The organism is Chryseobacterium jejuense (assembly GCF_900100075.1).
Classification (GTDB): Bacteria; Bacteroidota; Bacteroidia; order Flavobacteriales; family Weeksellaceae; genus Chryseobacterium; species Chryseobacterium jejuense.
Window position 1 is genome coordinate 415,388 of the sequence record NZ_FNEG01000005.1, and the last position, 21,671, is coordinate 437,058.

At 35.3% G+C, this 21,671-nt stretch carries 21 protein-coding genes and 1 tRNA gene; 16 read left to right on the forward strand and 6 right to left on the reverse strand.

What is annotated here, in order from left to right; all coding sequences use genetic code 11:
* Positions 1-30 precede the first annotated feature (30 nt).
* Positions 31-3,216: an efflux RND transporter permease subunit gene (locus BLS98_RS17065; RefSeq protein ID WP_089737724.1), complete on the forward strand. Its 3,186-nt coding sequence runs from the start codon at positions 31-33 to the stop codon at positions 3,214-3,216.
* A gap of 224 nt (positions 3,217-3,440) precedes the next feature.
* Complete coding sequence (locus BLS98_RS17070) at positions 3,441-4,853, forward strand: efflux transporter outer membrane subunit (RefSeq protein ID WP_089737728.1); 1,413 nt, start codon at positions 3,441-3,443, stop codon at positions 4,851-4,853.
* Between the two features lie 159 nt (positions 4,854-5,012).
* On the opposite strand, the gene miaA is transcribed toward BLS98_RS17070, so the two are convergent.
* Positions 5,013-5,927, reverse strand: a complete 915-nt coding sequence (miaA, locus tag BLS98_RS17075; protein WP_089737730.1) for a tRNA (adenosine(37)-N6)-dimethylallyltransferase MiaA — start codon at positions 5,925-5,927, stop codon at positions 5,013-5,015.
* A gap of 95 nt (positions 5,928-6,022) precedes the next feature.
* Here miaA and BLS98_RS17080 point away from each other — a divergent pair, with 95 nt between their 5' ends.
* The 4 genes from BLS98_RS17080 to BLS98_RS23505 all read left to right on the forward strand — a co-directional run bounded on the left by BLS98_RS17080 (position 6,023) and on the right by BLS98_RS23505 (position 8,960).
* Positions 6,023-6,880, forward strand: coding sequence for a YicC/YloC family endoribonuclease (locus BLS98_RS17080; protein ID WP_089737731.1), 858 nt, complete (start codon positions 6,023-6,025; stop codon positions 6,878-6,880).
* 70 nt (positions 6,881-6,950) lie between these two features.
* Positions 6,951-7,514, forward strand: a complete 564-nt coding sequence (gmk, locus tag BLS98_RS17085; protein WP_089737734.1) for a guanylate kinase — start codon at positions 6,951-6,953, stop codon at positions 7,512-7,514.
* Between the two features lie 106 nt (positions 7,515-7,620).
* Complete coding sequence (gene nadA / locus BLS98_RS17090; protein WP_089737736.1) at positions 7,621-8,640, forward strand: quinolinate synthase NadA; 1,020 nt, start codon at positions 7,621-7,623, stop codon at positions 8,638-8,640.
* Between the two features lie 161 nt (positions 8,641-8,801).
* Positions 8,802-8,960 (forward strand): bacteriocin-like protein, encoded by a 159-nt coding sequence (locus BLS98_RS23505; RefSeq protein WP_181575116.1) that lies wholly within the window; start codon positions 8,802-8,804, stop codon positions 8,958-8,960.
* Positions 8,961-9,015: 55 nt separating this feature from the next.
* Here BLS98_RS23505 and BLS98_RS23105 read toward each other — a convergent pair whose 3' ends face one another.
* The 4 genes from BLS98_RS23105 to BLS98_RS17100 all read right to left on the reverse strand — a co-directional run bounded on the left by BLS98_RS23105 (position 9,016) and on the right by BLS98_RS17100 (position 9,959).
* Positions 9,016-9,219 (reverse strand): bacteriocin-like protein, encoded by a 204-nt coding sequence (locus BLS98_RS23105; RefSeq protein ID WP_139166144.1) that lies wholly within the window; start codon positions 9,217-9,219, stop codon positions 9,016-9,018.
* A gap of 53 nt (positions 9,220-9,272) precedes the next feature.
* On the reverse strand, positions 9,273-9,485 hold the full coding sequence (locus BLS98_RS17095) for a hypothetical protein (protein WP_089737738.1): 213 nt from the start codon (positions 9,483-9,485) through the stop codon (positions 9,273-9,275).
* 37 nt (positions 9,486-9,522) lie between these two features.
* On the reverse strand, positions 9,523-9,693 hold the full coding sequence (locus BLS98_RS23400) for a bacteriocin-like protein (RefSeq protein ID WP_167356245.1): 171 nt from the start codon (positions 9,691-9,693) through the stop codon (positions 9,523-9,525).
* 71 nt (positions 9,694-9,764) lie between these two features.
* A complete protein-coding gene (locus BLS98_RS17100; protein ID WP_089737740.1) occupies positions 9,765-9,959 on the reverse strand; it encodes a bacteriocin-like protein in 195 nt (64 codons plus the stop codon).
* Between the two features lie 333 nt (positions 9,960-10,292).
* Between BLS98_RS17100 and thrA the strand changes: the two genes are divergently transcribed.
* The 8 genes from thrA to BLS98_RS17145 all read left to right on the forward strand — a co-directional run bounded on the left by thrA (position 10,293) and on the right by BLS98_RS17145 (position 18,383).
* The gene (gene thrA / locus BLS98_RS17110) at positions 10,293-12,743 is read left to right on the forward strand and encodes a bifunctional aspartate kinase/homoserine dehydrogenase I (RefSeq protein ID WP_089737744.1); all 2,451 of its coding nucleotides are present in this window, start codon (positions 10,293-10,295) and stop codon (positions 12,741-12,743) included.
* An 11-nt stretch (positions 12,744-12,754) separates the two neighbouring features.
* Positions 12,755-13,690, forward strand: coding sequence for a homoserine kinase (locus BLS98_RS17115; protein WP_089737746.1), 936 nt, complete (start codon positions 12,755-12,757; stop codon positions 13,688-13,690).
* A gap of 6 nt (positions 13,691-13,696) precedes the next feature.
* Positions 13,697-15,001, forward strand: a complete 1,305-nt coding sequence (gene thrC / locus BLS98_RS17120; protein WP_089737747.1) for a threonine synthase — start codon at positions 13,697-13,699, stop codon at positions 14,999-15,001.
* Between the two features lie 3 nt (positions 15,002-15,004).
* On the forward strand, positions 15,005-15,373 hold the full coding sequence (gene folB / locus BLS98_RS17125) for a dihydroneopterin aldolase (RefSeq protein ID WP_089737749.1): 369 nt from the start codon (positions 15,005-15,007) through the stop codon (positions 15,371-15,373).
* Between the two features lie 35 nt (positions 15,374-15,408).
* Positions 15,409-16,773 carry a DUF4403 family protein gene (locus BLS98_RS17130; RefSeq protein WP_089737750.1) on the forward strand — a complete coding sequence of 455 codons (1,365 nt, stop codon included), beginning with the start codon at positions 15,409-15,411 and terminating at the stop codon, positions 16,771-16,773.
* Between the two features lie 45 nt (positions 16,774-16,818).
* Positions 16,819-17,316 (forward strand): RDD family protein, encoded by a 498-nt coding sequence (locus tag BLS98_RS17135; RefSeq protein ID WP_089737752.1) that lies wholly within the window; start codon positions 16,819-16,821, stop codon positions 17,314-17,316.
* Between the two features lie 59 nt (positions 17,317-17,375).
* Positions 17,376-17,446, forward strand: a tRNA-Cys gene (locus tag BLS98_RS17140).
* Positions 17,447-18,155: 709 nt separating this feature from the next.
* Entirely contained in the window at positions 18,156-18,383 is a 228-nt protein-coding gene (locus tag BLS98_RS17145; RefSeq protein WP_089737755.1) for a glutathione synthase, read from the forward strand.
* A 216-nt stretch (positions 18,384-18,599) separates the two neighbouring features.
* On the opposite strand, the gene BLS98_RS17150 is transcribed toward BLS98_RS17145, so the two are convergent.
* Positions 18,600-19,046 (reverse strand): hypothetical protein, encoded by a 447-nt coding sequence (locus BLS98_RS17150; protein ID WP_089737756.1) that lies wholly within the window; start codon positions 19,044-19,046, stop codon positions 18,600-18,602.
* 358 nt (positions 19,047-19,404) lie between these two features.
* Here BLS98_RS17150 and BLS98_RS17155 point away from each other — a divergent pair, with 358 nt between their 5' ends.
* Together BLS98_RS17155 and BLS98_RS17160 are read left to right on the forward strand one after the other, a co-directional pair.
* Entirely contained in the window at positions 19,405-19,962 is a 558-nt protein-coding gene (locus BLS98_RS17155) for a glycine zipper family protein (RefSeq protein ID WP_045500795.1), read from the forward strand.
* A gap of 115 nt (positions 19,963-20,077) precedes the next feature.
* The gene (locus tag BLS98_RS17160) at positions 20,078-21,649 is read left to right on the forward strand and encodes an LIC_10190 family membrane protein (protein WP_228425371.1); all 1,572 of its coding nucleotides are present in this window, start codon (positions 20,078-20,080) and stop codon (positions 21,647-21,649) included.
* The last annotated feature ends 22 nt before the right edge of the window (positions 21,650-21,671 follow it).

The window sequence follows — 21,671 nt, forward strand, 5'->3', positions numbered from 1 at the left end:
AAACGGAAGACTTAAAAAAATAAACTTCTTATGTTAAAACAATTTATAGAAAGACCGGTACTTTCAACGGTCATCTCCATAATACTCTTATTATTGGGAGCCTTGTCTCTCTTTAATTTGCCAATTGCTCTCTTTCCGGATATCGCCCCACCAAGTGTTCAGGTAACGGCTTTTTATCCGGGAGCGAATGCTGAAGTAGTGGCACGTTCTGTGGCTACTCCTATTGAGGAGGCTGTGAATGGGGTTGAGAACATGACTTACATGACTTCCAATTCCAGTAATGACGGAACCATGACGCTAAGCGTTTTCTTTAAGCAGGGATCTGATCCTGATAATGCTGCTGTAAACGTGCAAAACCGTGTCTCAAAAGCAATGAGCCAGCTTCCTCAGGAAGTTGTACAGGCGGGAATTTCCACTCAGAAAGTTCAGAATAGTATGATCATGTTCATGGGATTATCCAGCGATGATCCAAAACAATATGATGAACTCTTCTTACAAAATTACCTTAAGATCAACGTGATTCCACAGATCCAGCGTATTCCAGGGGTTGCACAGGCACAGGTTTTCGGAACTAGAGATTATTCTATGAGAATCTGGCTGAAACCGGATAGACTGGCTGCCAACAATCTTTCTCCACAGGAAGTTTTGAATGCTATTAAAGATCACAACCTTGAAGCTGCTCCGGGACGTCTTGGGCAGGGAAGTAAGGAAACTTACGAGTATATCCTTAAATATAAAGGAAAACTAAACAAGGGTGAAGATTATGAAAGCATCGCCATCAAAGCAAATAGTGATGGATCATTCCTAAGATTAAAAGATGTTGCAAGAGTAGAATTCGGTTCTTATACCTATACAGCAACAAACAGAGTAGATGGGAAACCGGTTGCCGGATTTGCTATTTTACAAACAGCAGGTTCCAATGCCAATGAGATACTAACTGAAATTGAAAAGCAGGTAGACCAATTCAGTACTACCCTGCCTAAAGGTGTGAAGCCCATTATCATGTATAATTCTAAAGATTTCCTTGATGCTTCTATTCATCAGGTAGTGGAAACTTTAGTAATTGCTTTCATTTTGGTATTTATTGTAGTATTTATCTTCCTTCAGGATTTCAGATCTACTTTAATCCCTGCCATTGCAGTACCCGTAGCGATTATCGGAACCTTCTTCTTCCTGCAGTTATTTGGTTTCAGTATTAACATGCTTACTTTATTTGCATTGGTACTGGCCATCGGTATTGTAGTGGATGATGCTATTGTAGTGGTTGAAGCCGTCCATTCCAAAATGGAACAGACGGGAATGCCTGTGGAACACGCCACCATGAACTCTATGAGTGAGATCTCAGGAGCGATTATCTCCATTACATTGGTGATGTGTGCGGTATTTATTCCGGTTGGATTTATGCAAGGACCTGCTGGGGTTTTCTACAGACAATTTGCCTTTACACTGGCAATTGCTATTATGATTTCAGCGGTGAATGCTTTGACATTAAGCCCTGCATTATGTGCTTTGTTCCTAAATGATCCTCAGGGAGAACATGGTGAGCATGGTCATAAAAAAGGTTTTGGAGCAAGATTTTTCAATGCATTTAATGCCAGCTTCAACAACATGACTAAAAAATATATTTACAGCCTTAAGTTTTTAATCAAAAATAAATGGGTAGCCATTGGAGGTCTTGTTTTGATTACTGCTGCTAGTATTTTTATGATTAAAAAGGCTCCATCTGGATTTATTCCAACGGAGGACCAAGGGTTTGTATTATATGCAGTGAATACTCCTCCGGGAAGTTCATTGGAAAGAACACATAACGCAACTGCGCAGATTGACAAAATCATTAACGGCGAGAAAGCAACCAATCACCTTTGGGTAGCTGATGGAATGAACTTTATCAGTAATGCTAATGCTTCTCCTTATTCTGCAGGGTTCATCAAGCTTAAAGATTATGACAAGCGTGGAGATATGAAAGATCCGGATCAGATTGCTGCTACATTAACAGGAAAAGTAAGCCAAGTGAAGGATGCTAATGCTTTCTTCTTTAACTTCCCTACCATCCAGGGATTTGGTAACGTGTCCGGTTTTGAATTTATGCTTCAGGATAAAACCAACGGTTCTTTTGAACAATTGGGAACAACCACTCAGCAATTCATTGGTGAACTGATGAAACGGCCGGAAATTGCATTTGCATTTACAACATTTGCTGCCGGAAACCCTCAATACACTATTAATGTGGATACAGATAAAGCCAATCAGCTAGGAGTTTCTGTAACAGAATTAATGCAAACTATGCAGATTTATTACGGAAGTAGCTTCGTTTCAGATTTCAACCGATTTGGAAAATATTATAGAGTAATGGCTCAGGCGGATATTCCTTATCGTACAGATATTAACTCTCTGGAGGGAATTTATGTAAAAAATAAATCAGGAGAAATGGTTCCTGCAAAGACATTGGTAACTTTAAAAAGAACCTTTGGCCCTGAAACAGTAACCAGAAACAACCTTTTCAACGCGGTAACGATTAATGGAACTCCAAAACCAGGATACAGTACCGGAGATGCTATTAAAGCAGTAGAAGAAGTTGCTCAGAAATCACTTCCGAGAGGTTACGGTTATGAGTGGACAGGAATCACCCGTGAGGAGATTAAAACAGGAGGGCAAACAACTTTCATCTTCCTTCTAAGTATTTTGTTTGTATACTTCCTATTGGCTGCTCAGTATGAGAGTTATATTCTTCCATTTGCCATTATTTTAACTATTCCAACCGGAATATTTGGAGTATTTGCCTTTACAGGGCTGGCTGGAATTGATAACAATATTTATGTACAGGTAGGATTAATCATGTTAGTCGGGTTACTGGCTAAAAATGCCATCCTGATTGTGGAATTTGCCGTACAGCGAAGAAAAGCAGGACGATCATTAATTGAATCTGCCCTTCAGGCTTCAAGATTACGTTTAAGACCAATCCTGATGACCTCTTTTGCTTTCATCGTAGGGATGCTTCCATTGGTTTGGACACAGGGAGCTTCTGCAAAAGGAAACCACTCTATTGGTTACAGTACTGTAGGAGGAATGCTTACAGGAGTGGTATTCGGGATTTTCATTATTCCGGTAATGTATGTGGTTTTCCAATATCTGCATGAAAAAATGCCAAGCAAAAAGAAAAAAAGACTTCTTAAAAAGCAGATGGAAGAAGAACTTTTAGCTAGTACTATTAATTAAATAATAATGAAATGTATAAACCACAAATCGAAGATTCGACGAAGTCAAAAGCCACAAAAGATTTTAAACACTTAAGTTTTTTTAAGTTAAAAGCTTTGAGCACAAGAAGTACACATAAGTTTTTGAAAATCTCCGATTTTCCTATCCATAAACATCCGTGTAAATCTGAGTAATCTGTGGGAAATAATAAACCTCAATATTATTTAAGTCATTAAACCAAAACTATGAAAAGACTAAAAAATATTATATTAACATTCGCCATAGCTTTAGGATCTGTTTCGTGTGTGTCAAAACTGGCATACACGGAGCCGGACCTTCCGCTACCGGAAAAATTCCAGTACACGGCTACTGCTGATACAGCAAGCATTGCCAATCTGGAATGGAAACAATTTTTCAATGATCCAATTCTACAAGGATTGATTGAAAAAGGAATTAAAAATAATTATGATCTTCAAATTGCCTTAAAACAGGTGGCTTCTTCACAGGAAAAACTGAAACAGGCAAAATATATGCAATATCCTGATGTTGGTTTTGGAGTAGCGGCTCAGATTTCTAAGCCATCCAAGAACAGCATGAACGGACAGAGCTTAAACCTATTTTTAGGACAAAGCCATGTTGAAGATTATAATGCAGCATTCAATTTATCTTGGGAAGCTGATATCTGGGGGAAAATTAAAAATCAGCAGGAAGTTTCCAGAATGCAGTACCTGCAGACGTATGAAGGTTCAAAAGCCATTCAGACTCAAGTTGTAGCAGCTATTGCACAAGGATATTACAATCTTTTGATGCTTGATAAGCAATTAACTATTGCAAAATCTAATCTGGAACTAAGCAGCAATACTCTGATGATTACCCAAAAAATGTGGGAAAGTGGCGATACAACTTCATTGGGTGTTCAGCAGGCAAGTGCTCAGAAACAGGCTACTGAACTTTTGATTTCTCAATTGGAACAAAATATTGCGATTCAGGAAAACGCCTTGAGTATTCTGATAGGAGAAACACCTAATAAAATCAACAGAACTCTTGAAATGTCTGACACTTCCCTACCTCAGAATATCATGGCAGGTCTTCCGGCAGCTATGGTGAGCCGCAGACCGGATGTACGCCAGCAAGAACTAGTTTTACTGGAATCTAATGCCATGGTAGGAATTGCCCAGGCTAATATGTACCCAGCTTTAAAAATTACGGCTAACGGTGGCGTGAATTCATTCAAATTTGATAACTGGTTTCAGATTCCTGCCTCATTATTCGGATCTGTTTTAGGAGGAATTACTCAACCTATTTTCCAGAAAAGACAATTGAAAACTGATTTTGAGGTGGCTAAAATTCAAAGAGAGAAAAATGTATTGGCATTCCGTCAATCTGTATTAAATGCAGTAGGTGAAGTTTCCAATGCTTTGGTTTCTAATGAAAATCTGAAAGTTCAGGAACAAAAAGCAACTGAGCAAACTACGACATTGAAAGATGGAATTAAAAGTGCACAACTTCTTTACAGAGGAGGTTCAGCTAATTATCTTGAAGTGATTACCGCACAGGGAAATTCTCTTCAGGCCGAGTTGAATCTTGCTTCCATTAAAAGACAGAGATTAAGCAGCATTGTAGATTTATACAGAGCGCTAGGCGGCGGTTGGAAGTAGTAAATTAAATTATATTGTTTGAAATGCAGTTCTTTATAGGACTGCATTTTTTGTTACTAACATTTATTTTAATCCTTAATAAAGTCTGAAAATGTTACACGCAACCATATGCGAAATTCGCGGGATCTGCGTGAAATTTAGCTTAAAATATAGAGGAAATTATTTCGGAAATTGTTCAGTAATCCAAAGAATCAGGGCATCATAATCCTGTTGAGAATATCCCAAATGTAAATAATGAATATCATCCGCCTTTCTATACCATGTCAGTTGGCGTTTAGCATATCTGCGGCTGTTCTTTTTAATTTCAGAAACGGCAAAATCAAGATCCCATTCACCATCGAAATATTTGAATAATTCAGCATAACCAACCGTATTCAATGCGGTCAATCCTTTGAATTTCTCCAAACCTTTTACCTCATCCAAAAGCCCTTTTTCCATCATGATATCAACCCTGCGGTTGATTCTGTCATACAATTCTTCCCTTGGAGCCTCAATTCCGATTCTTATCACATTAAAATCTCTTGAATCCTGAGAAACAGCAATCTGTTCAGAGTATTTTTTATCGGTTTGCCAGATCACGTCAATAGCACGTAAAAGTCTTCTGTGGTTGTGAATATCCACTACTTCAAAATACTCAGGATCCAGTTCCTTTAAAATTTCCTGAAGTTTTTCTACTCCTTCTTCCTCCATCATTTTCTGAAGCTTTTCCTGATTCTCAATATTGGCTTCAGGCAAGTCATTCAATCCTTCAATCACCGCTTTTTCATACATCATACTTCCACCAACAAGAATGACGGTGTTATGATTTTGGAAAAGTTCATTGAGCTTTTTCAGGGTATCTTCTTCGTATTGCCCGATAGAATAGTATTCTTCTACAGAAAGATTTCCGATAAAATGATGAGGTGCTTCAGCTAATTCTTCTTCAGATGGTGCTGCTGTTCCGATTTTCATTTCCTTAAAAAACTGTCGGGAATCACAGGAAACAATTTCGGTATTGAAATGTTTTGCCAGATCAATTGCCAGTTTTGTCTTCCCTATTCCGGTGGGTCCTACTACAGAAATCAGATTTTTCATCGATGCACATTCATTATTTTATCCATAAAATAGAATCTTTTACAGATTTCACTGTGCTAATTTAAATGTTTATCTTTGTAGAACAATAAAAAACTATGATTTTATCAATGACTGGCTTCGGTAGAGCCGAAGATGTTTTTGAAGGAAAAAAAATAACAATAGATATTAAATCACTGAACAGCAAGAGCTTTGATTTAAATATCAAAATTCCTTTACGCTATAAAGAAAAAGAATTTGAGATCAGAAAAATTCTTAACGATAGAATTATCCGTGGAAAAGTTGACTGCTACGTCAATATTGAAAACCTTGAAGAATCTAATGATGTAAAAATCAATAAAGGTTTAATTGATTCATACATCAAGGAACTTAAAAATATTGCATCTGATGGTCCTGATTTCGAATATCTGAAAATGGCAGTAAGACTTCCGGATGCCATCACCTCAAGACCTGATGAACTTACAGAAGGCGAATGGGAAGCACTAGCGAAAATCGTTAATGCTGCAGTAGACCGTTTTGAAGAGTTCAGAAAAACTGAAGGCAGCAATTTACACGAAGAGCTTAACAGAAATATTCAAAACATTGATAAATATCTGAGCGAAGTGATTCCTTTCGAAGAAGAAAGAATTGTGAGTGTGAAAGAACGCTACCAAAAGTCTCTGAAAGAATTCGAAAATGTGGATGAAACCCGTTTCTACCAGGAAATGGCCTACTTCACAGAAAAACTGGATATTTCAGAAGAAAAGGTAAGGCTTACTCAACATTTGAAATATTATAAGGAAGTAATGGACAATGAATCTTTCAATGGTAAAAAACTGGGCTTTATTTCTCAGGAAATCGGAAGAGAGATCAATACATTAGGCTCCAAAGCCAATCATGCTGAAATTCAGAAACTTGTAGTGAGAATGAAGGATGATTTGGAAAAAATTAAAGAACAAACGTTAAACGTATTATAGACCATAGACCTATAGACAGGAGGTTATGAGATGCTGTCTCATCTCTCCAATCTAAAAATCTCTAATCTAAATGGATAAAGTAATTATATTTTCAGCGCCATCTGGAAGCGGAAAAACTACATTGGTAAAGCATTCCCTGGAAACGTTCCCGGAACTGGAATTTTCAATCTCATGTACGACAAGACAGCCAAGAGGAAGTGAAGTACATGCAGTAGACTATCATTTTTTATCACCTGATGAATTCAGACAAAAAATTTCTGAAGATGCCTTTGTAGAATATGAAGAAGTATACACTGATAAATATTACGGAACTTTAAAATCTGAAGTGGAAAAGATCTGGAATCAGGGAAAAGTTGTTATTTTTGATGTAGATGTAAAAGGAGGAATCTCCCTGAAAAAATACTTCGGAGAAAAGGCTTTGTCTATTTTTATAGAACCGCCTTCCATTGAAGAACTGGAACGAAGATTGATTTCAAGAAATACGGATGATGCGGAAACCATCAAAACCCGCGTTGAAAAAGCTGAAGAAGAAATGTCTTATGCCAAAGAATTTGACAGGATCGTAATCAATTCCGATCTTGATGAAGCTAAAAAAGAAATAGAAAGTTTAATAAAAAGTTTTATCAATAATTAATGGCTGGAAGATGGAGGTCAGAAGATGGAAGTAATGTACTTTCATCGCAATCTAACTTCTAATTTCTTACCTCTAACTTTTGATAATAAAAAACATTAAGGTTGATATGAGTACCGAAACATTAGAAAAAGCTAAATCTGCGATTCCTGTAAAAGGATTCCTGGATATAAAAGATATAGCGATTCCTCAGGGAGAAGAACTGGTGAAAGCCATTCTGAAGCTTAAGGAAGAGAAAAACGCTGTAATCCTTGCCCATTATTACCAACCGGGAGAAATTCAGGATATTGCTGATTTCCTTGGAGATTCTTTACAATTGGCAAGACAGGCAAAGGATACAAATGCTGATATGATTGTATTCTGCGGGGTACATTTCATGGCTGAAGCTGCAAAAATCCTTAACCCAACTAAAAAAGTAGTTCTTCCTGATACAATGGCTGGCTGCTCTCTAGCAGACGGATGTTCAGGAGAAGGATTAAGAAAAATGCGTGAACAACATCCTGATGCTTTAATTGCCACTTACATTAACTGTAATGCAGAAACAAAAGCTGAAAGTGATATCATCGTAACAAGCTCAAATGCGGAAACAGTAATTGAAGCCCTTCCAAAAGACCGACCTATCATTTTTGCTCCGGACAAAAACCTGGGAAGATATTTATCTAAAAAAACAGGTCGTGATATGATCCTTTGGGACGGAAGCTGCATCGTACACGAAGCATTTTCAATGGAAAGAATTGCACAGCAGCTTGCAGACAATCCAGATTCAAAAATGATTGCACACCCTGAAAGTGAAGAAGCTGTTTTAAAATTAGCTCACTTCATTGGTTCCACTTCTGCTCTATTGGATTATGTAGAAAAAGACGATTGTCAGAAGTTCATCATTGCAACAGAAGAAGGTATCCTTCATGAGATGAGAAAACGTGCACCACACAAGGAATTGATTCCTGCATTGGTTTTTGATGAAAGCTGTAACTGCTCAGAATGTTTCTATATGAAACGTAATACAATGGAAAAATTGTATTTATGTATGAAATACGAGCTTCCGGAAATTCTTATCGACGAAGAATTAAGATTAAAAGCATTGAAGCCTATTGAAGCTATGCTTGATCTTTCTAAAAGTATAAAGTAAACAAAAAGCACTGTTTTCACAGTGCTTTTTTTAATGTTATCAACAAAGAAGCAAAAGCAAAAACTAATTGAATATTTGTTAAATTTCTCAAAAAAATATAATTATTTCTTTTAGTAGTGAATAAATTATTATTTTTATACTTCACACTAATAATAATTAACATGAAAAATTTAAAGAAATTAAACAGAGAAAATCTTAAAAATGTAAACGGAGGATCAGAAACCTGCAGCTACTGTGGAATCAGTCAAATTTGTGCCACGGGATGCTTTGGAGAACCTATATGCCTTCCAAGAGGACCTTACTTTCCTACTAACTGTTAAAAAATAAAGCACTGTAATTTTTACAGTGCTTTTTTTATTTGATGAACCAGATGTGTTAAGAAACTCCGCCGTCCATGCAATCACTGCTTACAATTACACACATTTTACAATAAGTAGGAAGTGCATGATAGGTTTCGCATGAATAATCATTTGGTCCATTTCCAAAAGTCGCATTTTGTGGACACCCACTACATCTTGACGGTCCTGCTCCATGTAATTCTTCAAGGGCTTTTCTGTTTAATTTCTTTAAATTTTTCATAGTTGTTTTAATTTTTTGATGGTATTGAATAGTATAGTTATTACAAATTGTATTTAGTTACCGAAATAATCAGAATAATCCGGTCCATAGCAATCTGCACTTACATCTACACAGTTTCTGCAATTTGGAGATAATCCCCAAAAAGCCATACAGCTGTTGGTATACTCTGGGCCATCTCCATAATTTCCGCCTGTTGGACATCCTGCACAACCGGACATTCCATTCCCGTTAATACTTTTTAAGCTTGTTCTTGATAATTTTTTCATACTATTAAGATTTTGAATGATTTTAATTTGATTCGAATTACAGTTTTGGAGGATAACATTTTCCACCAGGCGTTAGCCAACATCCCCATCTACCTCCTCCCATAAAGCATACTAACTGCTCACTACCGCATGCTTCAATTTGGATTTGTGTTGCACCACCACTGATGCTTTTCTTTTGTTCTCTTGATAATTTTTTAATTGCTTTCATACTGTTTTAATTTTAAGATTATAAATAAAGAGCATAGTAGTACAACAATGCTCTTCTATTATTTGAAGGAATTAATATGGACCAACACAATCCATACTTACTAGTACTCTTCTTTTGCAGCATTCCGGTAATCCATGATAATCTCCGCATGATCTTGGTTCATTCGGTCCATAAGGACCTACTGGACAATTTTCATAGCAATTACCTATTCCACCTCCATTAATTGATTTTAAATACTCTCTTTTAATTTTTTTTGAATTTTTCATTGGATATTCATTATAGTTTATCCAATAAATGTAACGTTTTTAATCAATTACACAAAATATTTCTCCAAAAAAGGACTTATTAATTTATTATGTTAAGACTTTGCTATTCCAAAATAATTTGTACATTTGTTGCGTTACAATGAGTTTTTTAAGAAACATATCTGATATTTCTACCCTGAAGTCACCTATTTCAGGAGTATCTTCTGTTTCTACATTCACAACTACAACAACTTCCCCGTAAAGGGGTAAATTTTCACATATTATTTCCGGTACCCGTACTCTTTTTTCAAAGAGTAACCCACTTATTTTCTCTAACCTCAAATAAAATAATAGATGAAAATCTTAAAATTCGGCGGAACATCAGTCGCCAATTCTCAGAATATCCTTTTGGTAGAAAACATTATCAAAAAAGAATCTTCAAAAAATGATGTTGTAGTCATTGTATCAGCACTTCATGGAATAACAGATCTTCTTATTAACGCTGCTGAATATGCCTCTGTTAAGAATGAAGATTACTTACAGCTTCTTAAAAATGCAGAAGAAAAACATTTAAACCTTGTCAAGGAGCTGATTCCCGTTTTAGAGCAAAGCGCATTGTTAAGTTTTGTAAAAAAACACTTCAACGATCTCGAAGACTTATGCAACGGAATTTTTCTTCTTGGTGAGCTTACTCCAAGAATCAAAGATAAAATTGCCTCGTATGGAGAGTTTCTGTCATCCAGCATTATTGCAGCTAGGCTTCAGGATCAGGAATTGGATTGTCTATGGATGAATACTGTTGAACTTATCAGAACTGACAGTAATTTCACCCATGCAAAAGTTAATTTCAATGTAACTGAAGATAACTTTAAAAATTATTTCAAAAAACATCAGAGCCGTATATTCATTGGTCCTGGTTTTATAGCCAGTGACGAAAAAGGTCGTACTACTACATTAGGGCGCGGTGGTTCAGATTATTCTGCAGCAATTATTGCAGCTGCCATTCACGCTGAAGAACTTCAGATATGGACAGACGTAAGTGGGATGATGACTGCCGATCCGCGTTTGGCTTCCCATGCAAAACCTATTGCAGAAATTTCCTATCACGAAGCTATGGAGCTTTCCCATTTTGGAGCAAAAGTTATTTATCCACCCTCTATTCAGCCGGTGATGGTAAAAAATATTAACCTTAAAATTAAAAATACTTTTGATCCTGAAGCCCAGGGAACATTGGTTTCTCACAATCTGAATATTTCGGAAAATGAACAACAACAGGTAGCAGTTGGGGTTTCAAATATGGGTAATATTGCTCTTCTTACCTTAGAAGGCAGTGGAATGGTAGGAATTCCCGGTATTTCTGCTAAACTGTTTCAATGTTTAAGCCAGGAAAAAATAAATGTTATCCTTATTACACAAGGTTCTTCGGAACATTCCATTACCATTGCAATTCATGAAAAAGATATGTTAGCTGCTGAAAATGCCATTAATGCTTCTTTTTCAGATGATATTGATTTAAAAAGAGTAGCTCCGGTCAAAATAGAAACAGGACTTTCTATTGTAGCTTTAGTAGGAGAAAACATGAAAAGCAGAAGCGGCGTAAGTGCTAAAATGTTTGGATGCCTGGGAAATAATGGAATCAATATCAGAACGATTGCACAAGGTTCTTCTGAAAGAAATATAAGTGTGGTTATTACTGAGAAAGATGCCAGAAAAGCAGTGAATGTCCTTCATGAAGAGTTTTTTGAATCTGAAATAAAACAGATTCATCTTTACATATGCGGAACAGGAAATGTTGGTGCTAAACTTATCCAACAGATTTATAATCAAAATCAATATCTGAGAGAAAACCACTTCATCAGTTTAAGAATTGCCGGCCTTTCCAATAGCCGGAAAATGATCTTTGCAGACAAAGGAATTTCAGAAAAAGAATATACTAATTGGAATGAAGCCGGAGTAGAAGCATCAGCTCAAAAATTTGCAGAAGAAATTGTAACCCGTAATCTAAGAAATTCTGTTTTTGTGGATATCACTGCAAGTGCTGAGATTCCAACAGTATATGAAAACTTGTTGAAAAGAAGTATCAATATTGTTGCCTGCAATAAAATTGCCGCTTCATCAGATTTTGAAAAGTATAAAACATTAAAAAATACTGCCAGAAATCATAACTGCAGTTTTCACTTTGAAACGAATGTAGGAGCCGGGCTTCCAGTAATAGGAACCATAAATGATCTCATCAAAAGCGGTGATAAAATAACGTCCATTGAAGCTGTTTTGAGCGGAACATTAAATTTTGTATTCAATACTTATGATGGAAGCAGAACATTTTCTGAAGTAGTAGCTCAGGCGCAGAAAGAAGGATACACAGAACCAGATCCGAGACTAGACCTTTCAGGAACTGATGTAGCAAGAAAAATATTAATTCTTGCCAGAGAAGCCGGATATCCACTTCAGTTTGAAGAGATTGAAAATATAGGTTTCCTGCCTGAAGCCTGCATGGAAGGAAGTGTAGAACATTTCTATGAAAAATTGACGGAATATGAAAGTCATTTTAAATCATTGTTCGACAATGCCCAAAAGGAAGGAAAAATATTGAAGTATACGGCAGAATTTAATGATGGAAAAGCTAAAGTAGGTTTACAGCATATAGCCCCTGGAAGTGATTTGTTCCATCTTTATGGGAAAGATAATATTGTCATTTTTAAAACCCTGAGATATTCCGAGCAGCCATTGGTTATAAAAGGAGCAGGCGCAGGAGCTGAAGTAACAGCCAGCGGAATTTTCGCAGACATCATCCGTTCCGTTTAAAAACAAAAAATATGAAAAAAGTAAAATTAAAAATTCCGGCTACCGTAGCCAATCTTGTATGTGGGTTTGATATCCTGGGGATGGCAGTTAATGAACCTTATGATGAAATGGAAATCCGTTTATTGGAAACTCCTGAAATCATCATCAAACACACAGATTCTTTTGGTCTTCCTGAAGAACCCAGTAAAAATGTTGCAGGAGTAGTGCTTTCAAAAATTCAGGAGCATTTCAATCTTAAAAATGGCTTTGAAGTTATTATTCATAAACATATAAAACCGGGAAGCGGGCTCGGCTCCAGCGCCGCTAGCGCCGCCGGAGCCGCCGTGGGAGCCAACATTGTATTAGGAAATCTTATGTCCAAAGATGAAATGGTGCATTTTGCCATGTTTGGAGAAGAACTTGCTTCCGGAGTTCGTCATGCTGATAATATTGCCCCATGTATTTATGGTGGAATCACTTTGGTAAAATCTACTGATCCCATCGATATTATTCCATTGAATGCACCCAATTTATTTGTTGCCGCTGTACATCCTCAGGTGGAAGTTAAAACTTCCGATTCAAGACAGATTTTAAAGAAAAATATTACGTTGAAAAGTGCGGTTGAACAATGGGGAAATATTGCAGGGCTTGTAGCCGGTATTGAGAAAAATGATTTTGCCTTAATAGGCAGAAGCCTCAACGATGTCATTATAGAACCTGTACGAAGCATCTTAATTCCAAGATTTGATGAAATTAAATCCAAAAGCCTTCAACTTGGAGCATTAGGAGGCGGAATTTCAGGATCAGGACCATCTATTTTTATGTTGGCAGAAAAAAAAGAAACTGCAGAAAAGATTGCTGAACTGATGAAAACCATATATGACGAAATCAAAATTGACAACTTCGTCTATATCTCAAAAATAAATCCCGCAGGAATTGAAATCATTGAAGAACCAAAACTAGATTAAAAACAGATGCAATATTATAATTTAAAAGACAGTCAAGAAAAAGTAGATTTCAGAACTGCCACCATAAAAGGCCAGGGAAAAAATAAAGGATTATTCTTTCCTGAAAATCTTCCGTCATTCAACGATGAATTTATTCAAAATCTTCAACAGTATTCTGATGAGGAAATCGCTTATCAATGCATGAAAGACTTTGTTGGAGATGAAATTCCTTCAGAAATACTTAAAAAGATTGTTGCTGAAACCATCAGTTTTGAAATTCCTTTGAAAAAAATTAATGATGATATCTTGGTTCTGGAGCTTTTTCACGGCCCTACCCTTGCATTCAAGGATATTGGTGCAGGATTTATGAGCAGATGCCTGTCTTATTTCTTAGAAAATCAACAGAAAAAAGTTACCGTTTTAGTTGCTACTTCCGGAGATACCGGCGGTGCTGTTGCCCATGGATTCTATGATCTTCCGGGAATAGATGTTGTTATTCTATATCCTAAAAACAGGGTAAGCCCTGTTCAGGAAAAGCAACTTACAGCATTGGGAAAAAATATTTATGCGCTGGAAGTTAATGGCAGTTTTGATGATTGTCAAAGTCTGGTAAAACAAGCTTTCTCCAATGAGGAAATCAATAATCAGTTATTCCTGACTTCTGCTAATTCCATTAATGTGGCAAGATGGCTTCCGCAGCAGATCTATTATTTATTAGCATTGAAACAATGGCTGAAAACAGAAAATAAAGCTCCTGTAATTTGTGTTCCAAGTGGGAATTTCGGGAATATATGTGCCGGAATTTTAGCACATCTTCGTGGTCTTCCTGCAGAACATTTTATTGCAGCCTGCAATGCTAATGATGTGATTCCTGAATATTTGAAAACTCAGAATCTCAAGCCTAAAAAATCTGTCGCTACTCTATCCAATGCAATGGACGTGGGAGATCCAAGCAATTTTGTCAGAATACTGGAGCTCTTTAACAAAGAGTTTAATCCTTTAAAAAATAAAATTTCAGGGTACTCCATTGATGATCAAAAAACTAAGGAAACAATTACGGAAGTCTACAACAGAGATCATTATATTCTAGATCCTCACAGTGCTGTAGCCTTTTCTTCTCTTGAACAATACCTTAAAGAAAATCCGGGTAAAAAAGGTTTCATTTTGGGAACTGCCCATCCTGTGAAGTTTCCTGATGCCGTACAAAATGCCATCAAAACAGAAATTGAAATTCCTCAATCTCTGAATGCTCTGATGAAAAAGGAGAAAAAAACTGTAGAAATAAATGCAGATTTTGAAGAATTAAAGCGATTTTTGCTTGATAAAAATTAAGTAATGAGTAAGATATATCTTGAAGATGTAAAAATATATGCCTACCACGGGGTTTTACCTGAAGAAAATATTATTGGTACCTACTATATTTTAAATGCAGAACTTCATACCGATTTGTGGAAGGCAGCAGAATCTGATGACCTGAATGATACTATAAGTTATGCAGATATTAATGATATCATTCATCAGGAAATGAAGATCAAATCTAAACTTCTGGAACATGTTGCAGGGAGAATTATTTCAAAAATACACGACTGTTTTCCGCAAATCGACTATATCAAGCTTAAACTTACCAAAACAGCACCGCCTATGCAGGGCGAAATGAAAGGCGCAAGCATTGAACTGGAAAAAAGCTTTAAACCGGAAAATTAAAATCCTTATTTTTATTTCATTAAAAAAATACAAAATTGAAATTCATTAAAATATTATTTCTAGTAGCATTCATCAATGCTTTCGGTCAGGCAAGCGTTGATAATCAATTGGCAAGTTATAACTTTCCGAAGATCAAGTCCAGCATTACTATGCCGGTAACTATTCCCCTTTCAGAGCTTAGTAATATGGTTAATGCCTCTGTAAAAGACCTTATCTATCAGGATGATTCTTATACAGATAATAATAATGACCAATTTAAAGTAAAAGTCTGGAAAACCAGACCTATCCGTTTGGTAGGCGGAACCAGTCAAAACCTTTTGATTGAAGTTCCATTAAAGATCTGGGCAGAAAAAGGAATTGGAACCCTTGGAGTATATTCCTATCAAAATACCACTTTTGAAACGGTAATGTCCTTTAATACAACCGTTACTTTCAAAAACAACTGGACAATTATCACCAATACTCAGCCCAACGGCTTCCGATGGGTAACAAAACCGGTATTGGACTATGGCAGAATACAGATCCCAATTACTCCTATCGTTGAAAAGAGTTTAAAAGAACAACAGGAGAAATTCTGTAAAACAATCGATCAGCAAATGGCGACTCAGCTGAATTTCCAGCAATATGCCGTGATGGCCTGGAATACCTTTGCACAGCCATTCAATATTTCAGAAGAATATAACACCTGGCTGAAAGTAAGTCCGGTGGGTGTTAATATTACGCCATTAAAATTCTATGGAAATCAGATCAATGCAACTCTTGGAATTGATATTTTCTCAGAAACATTTACAGGAAATAAACCTACTGCATCTCCCACTGTAACTTCGGCAACCAATTTTAATTTTTCTCCTACTGTTGCTGACAAATTTCTATTACAGACAACGGCCAATATTCCTTTCACTGAAGCCAGTAATATGGCTAGAAAAACGTTCTTGAATAAAGAATTTGATATCAGAGATTCCAAAGTAAAAGTAACAGACATTAGAGTGTATGGCTTAGATAACAGAATTCTTATTGAAGCACAAACAGAAGGTTATATCAAAGGAACTGCTATTATTTCAGGAATTCCGGTATATGATGAAACCAAAAGAAAAATTGTTTTATCCGATACCAAGTTCAAACTGAAAACAATGAATATTCTTCAAAAAACAGCTTCTCTCCTGTTCCAAGGAAAAATTGTGAAAATGATTGAAGAAGAATACGGAATTCCAACTCAGGAACTTGAAGAAACATCAAGAAAAAGTATTGAAGACGCTTTCAACAAAGAATATTATAAAGGACTAAAGATGAGTGGAAAGGTATTTAACCTGAAGCCAAGTAAGATCCTTCTCAATAGTACAGGAATCACGGCAGTCATTGATACGAACGCAACTTTAAAACTTCTTGTGAACGGATTTTAAAGTATCTGATAAAACTCAACTAAAAAATTAATAACCATACCATTCATGACAAAAATATTAAATATTGTCGAATACAATAAAGCCTCATTAGGTAACAGATTTCTAAACAACCTACTTGACCTTTTTACATTAATCATCCTTAACATTATTATTACCTCTATATCTGATATTCTTTATGCCTTTACAGATATTGAGTTTTTCTACCTTTATGGAAATGGAGGAATAGGATGGCAAATTCTCTTTGGAAATATTAATTGTTTCATTTATTATTTTTCAATGGAACATTTTATGAACGGAAGAACAGTAGGAAAATACATTACCGGAACAAAAGTAATAAGCACAGACGGAACCCAACCAACTTCCCAACAAATTATATATAGAAATCTTACCAGGCTTATCCCTTTTGATGGCCTTTCTTTCTTCGGAGTTAATGGATGGCACGACAGCTGGAGTGATACAAGGGTAATTAATATTAAAAATTATATAACTGAAATTCAAGCAAAAAGCGAAATTGACGGTCTGGGAAAGAAAGAAATTGCATGAAAACTTTGGTTTGTATTGAAATTTAGCTATATTTGCACACCTCAAAAATGGTAAAACATGGTACTTTGGCCGAGCGGCTAGGCAGTGGTCTGCAACACCATCTACAGCGGTTCGAATCCGCTAGGTACCTCTTTAAAACCTCTAAATTTTATTTAGAGGTTTTTTTTATGTAGTTTAAGCAATATAATTTCCCACAAGCTTAAAAAGAATCCATAAAATTGATTCCATATTTGCTCTCTTAAAAATACAGCTGAAGATATTAAACCTTTGCATCAAATTAAATCACATTAATCTAAATTATATCTGCACCTTCCTACTCTAACCCATTACCATCAAACAAAACAAACTCTTCCACTCAGGAGGAGCTTTCTCAATAATAAAAAAGTAATGATAAATGAACCTTGATACCGCCTTTTATGAGTACCATCATATAGGAACAAAAAAAATCCTCGGAAATTCCGAGGATAAAAACTAATAACCATGAAAACTCAAATTAAACATGAGTTGCATTGGTATATTGAAAAATCGTGCCAAGAATTACTTTTTTGAAAAAAAAAACAAAATTTTCTTCATAAACAGAGAAAATACAATTAAAAAATTAATACTCAAAACATATTGAACTTTAAACATATACAAATAATAACTCCACTAAACACCACACAACAACATTCAAGACTCTCAATAATTAACAATTTAATAATTTGAAAAAACTTTAAAATAAAAAACTAGACAAAGAAGAGAAATTCTTCAAAATACAGCATAAAGCCAAAGAAGACAGAAAAAATTACAACTTGGCACAATTTATTCTCCTATTTAACATAACATTCAAATCTAATATCATGTCACAAAAACAGTTTAAAAAAGCAGATTTTGCTCCAAACGATGAAGAGCAATATCAGATTGAGTTTAAAATAACAGAAATCGGAGAAGGAATAGACCTTATCGTACAAAGACTGAATGAAAAAGGAGAATATGAAATGGTACAAGCTCCTGTTAGAAGATTAAATGACCGAATATTTATAGTTTGGGATCATCCCTTTGATGGCAGACTCATTTTTGATGAATAGAAATACAAAAGGCCTCCCTTTCAGGAGGCCTAAAAAACACAAATGATGAAAAAAATCTATTCAGAAAAATCCAAACAGAATATAGTGTAAACTGCTTATATCTCTCATCCGTAAATAGTTTTGAAATATTCAACAGTTATTAATTACTGTACATTGATTAAAAAATCCTCATTCGAGGATTGGTAAATGTAGATAAATATTTTGTCTTTCACAAAGTTATTCTTCCCATGTGATTGGAACATATATAGTAATGTATCCGTCATCATCTATATTATCATCCGATACAGTAGCCATTACTGTTCCATAACCTACCCAGCCCCCTTGGCCTTGGATTCCTGAAAACTCATAAGTTCCTTCTGGAAGATCTTCCTCAGAATATTGTGGAAGCGCACCGTAATTGTATTGCCCAGTAAAATATTCATCTCCTGTAGCTGTATTTTTGGCAACAAAACCTCCCAGGTCAAATCCTGACCCTGAAAGCATTTTTGTTCCACTTTTGGATATAAGTCCATAACGAACAGGATATGTTTTTGTTTTTGCGTCCTGAACAGAAACTTCTGTACAAGCTTTAGAAGGAGCTTCTACAACATCAGTAGAAGAAAACGAAGTGGTAACAGTCAGCAAACCTACTACAGCTGCCACTGTAAAAATTGATTTTTTCATATTGAAAGTAATTTAGTTTCTCAAAAGTAGGCATCATAAATTAATTCAACAAAAACTAAGGATTAACTATACTTTACAAATTCCTTTTCATAGAAAATTCCCTGGTACAACCAGGGAACTATGATGAATCTCGTTTAGAAGATTAATTTTAAAATCTAAAAATTATAATTTCCTCCAAACAAACGGCATGCCTAAATTTTCCACATCCACCTTATTATCATGATATTTATCAGGATTTAAAATTAATTTAATTCTTTTATTATCAACTTTAACACTCTTTAACTGAAATTTGGCTTCATAATTGAAAATAAAACTAAATCGAAAGTCGTTTTGGCTTAAGCTTATTAAAATTTGAATTATGAGAAAGATAGTATTAGCAGGTTTTTTATCCGTTTTCTTATTAACGGCCTGCAAGAAGGACGACAAAGTTGCTGAGAAATCACTGGAAGAGCAAAAACTTGAATTCCAGTCAAGACAGCTTGAAATAGAGAGACAAAAACTGGCTATTGAAAAAGAAAAGCTAGTATATGAAGCTCAGAAAAAAGCAGATAGCATCTCTGAAACCAAAAAGGCAAAAGCTACTGCTGAAAATAATTCGAAACCAAAAGTGATAAGAGAAACAAGAACGGTATACCGTGACAGAAGCTCTAATTCCAACTCAGGAGGCGGAAGCAACGGTGGATATGCAGACAACGGAAGCAGTGCTTCACAGGGAACTACTCAGAAAAAAGGGATGAGCAAAGCAGCCAAAGGTACTATCATTGGTACTGTAGGTGGTGCCGCTGTAGGAGCAATTGTTGCTAAGAAAAACAGAGGACTGGGTGCTGTAATCGGAGGTGTAGTAGGTGGAGCTACCGGATATACCATTGGTAGATCACAGGATAGAAAAGACGGAAGAGTACAACCGAGAAGATAATTTTTTTCTCCATAACATATAAAGATTGCTTATTTTTAGGCAATCTTTTTTTATGATATTAATTCTCTGTTCCACTATTTTTCTTCTACCAGTCTTATGCGGACTCGGGAAAATCATGGAAAAATTCTGTGGAATTTTATTTCAGGGAATCTCAGAAAAAATTCTTTCAGGAATTATGGGAATAAGTCTTGTATGGTCTGTTATTTCTTTTTTTATTCCCTTAAATATTTATGTAGAAATCCCTACTGTTTTATTAGGTTTATTCTACTTTTTTAAAGAAAAATTGTACCAGGAATTCTATAAGTTTTCAAAAAAAGATTTTTTTTTAATAGCATGTAGTTCCGTTATTATATTATTTACCGGAGCTTCTTATCCTTATATATTAGATCATTTCGGATATTATATTCCCACTATAAAGTGGTTGACAGAATATGGACTTGTTAAGGGAATTTCCAATCTGGATCTTACTTTGGGACAAATGTCGATCTGGCATATTTTCCAAGCAGGTTTTTCCAATTTTTCAGATCCTTACCTGAGAATCAACTCAACTCTGCTAGTTATTTATAGCATTTATAGTATTGAAAGAAAAAACTGGATTCATCTATGTTTTCTCCCTGTTTTATTACTTTTCTCACAGTCTCCCAGTCCAGATCTTCCGGTTATTATCTTTTCTTTAATTATTTTAAATGAAATCATACTCGGAAACAAAAATACAAGTCTTCTCTTTGCCTTTTCTGTTTTTATTTTTGCTATAAAACCCACCATGATCTGGCTTCCGATACTGGTTTTCTTTTGTAATATTTTTATTTTTAAATCAAACTTTAAAAGACTGCTTTTTGGAAGTACCATCTTATTTTTATTCTTTATTAAAAATATATGGACCTTCGGATATCCTATATTCCCTGTATCTATAGGAGATTTTGGCTTCAGTTGGAAACCCAATCCTGAAGTATTGAAAATCTCTTCACAATATGCTATTCTGAAAACCTACGACATGCAGTATTCGTATGAAGAAATCCAAAAGTTTTCCCCATGGGATCACATAAAAAAATGGTTCTTTCTGAAAGGTATCAAATCAAAAATCAATATTCTTTTCATAGCATCCCTGTGCCTTTTTTCAGTATTTGCGTGGACAAAGAAAAAGAAACTTATTACATTGATCTGCATTTCACTGTTAATAAAAAGCATATTTGTACTGGCTTTTTCTGCTCAATACCGATTTTTTATTGATGTGTTTTTCGTTATATTTTTTGTTCTCTTCCATGAATATTTAAATAAAAGAAAATCTATTGCCCTTTTTTCTGTATTCAGTTTATTTTTTGTTTCGTTATTATCTTTTCCTCGTCTTATTCAACAATATATTCCAAGTTTTCAACTAGGGAATTTTATGGTTGGCTTTAAAAAAGAGCAATTTTATCAACCATCAGTTTATAAATATCATCAATTTGACACTTTTAAGGTAGGAAATCTAAAGTTTAATGTTTCAAAAAACTATCCTTACAACTTTGAAACACCTCTTCCTGCCATTTCCGCAAGCTTTATTTTTGACGATGCAAAAGCCGGAATTTTCCCTCAGCCTATCAACAAAAATGACATTTCTAAAGGATTCATCTGGAAAACAATGACTTCTGAAGAAAAAAAGCAAGCAGCAGCGACTATTAACATTATTGAAAAAATTCATAAATAGAACAAATGCTGAAACTTTATTA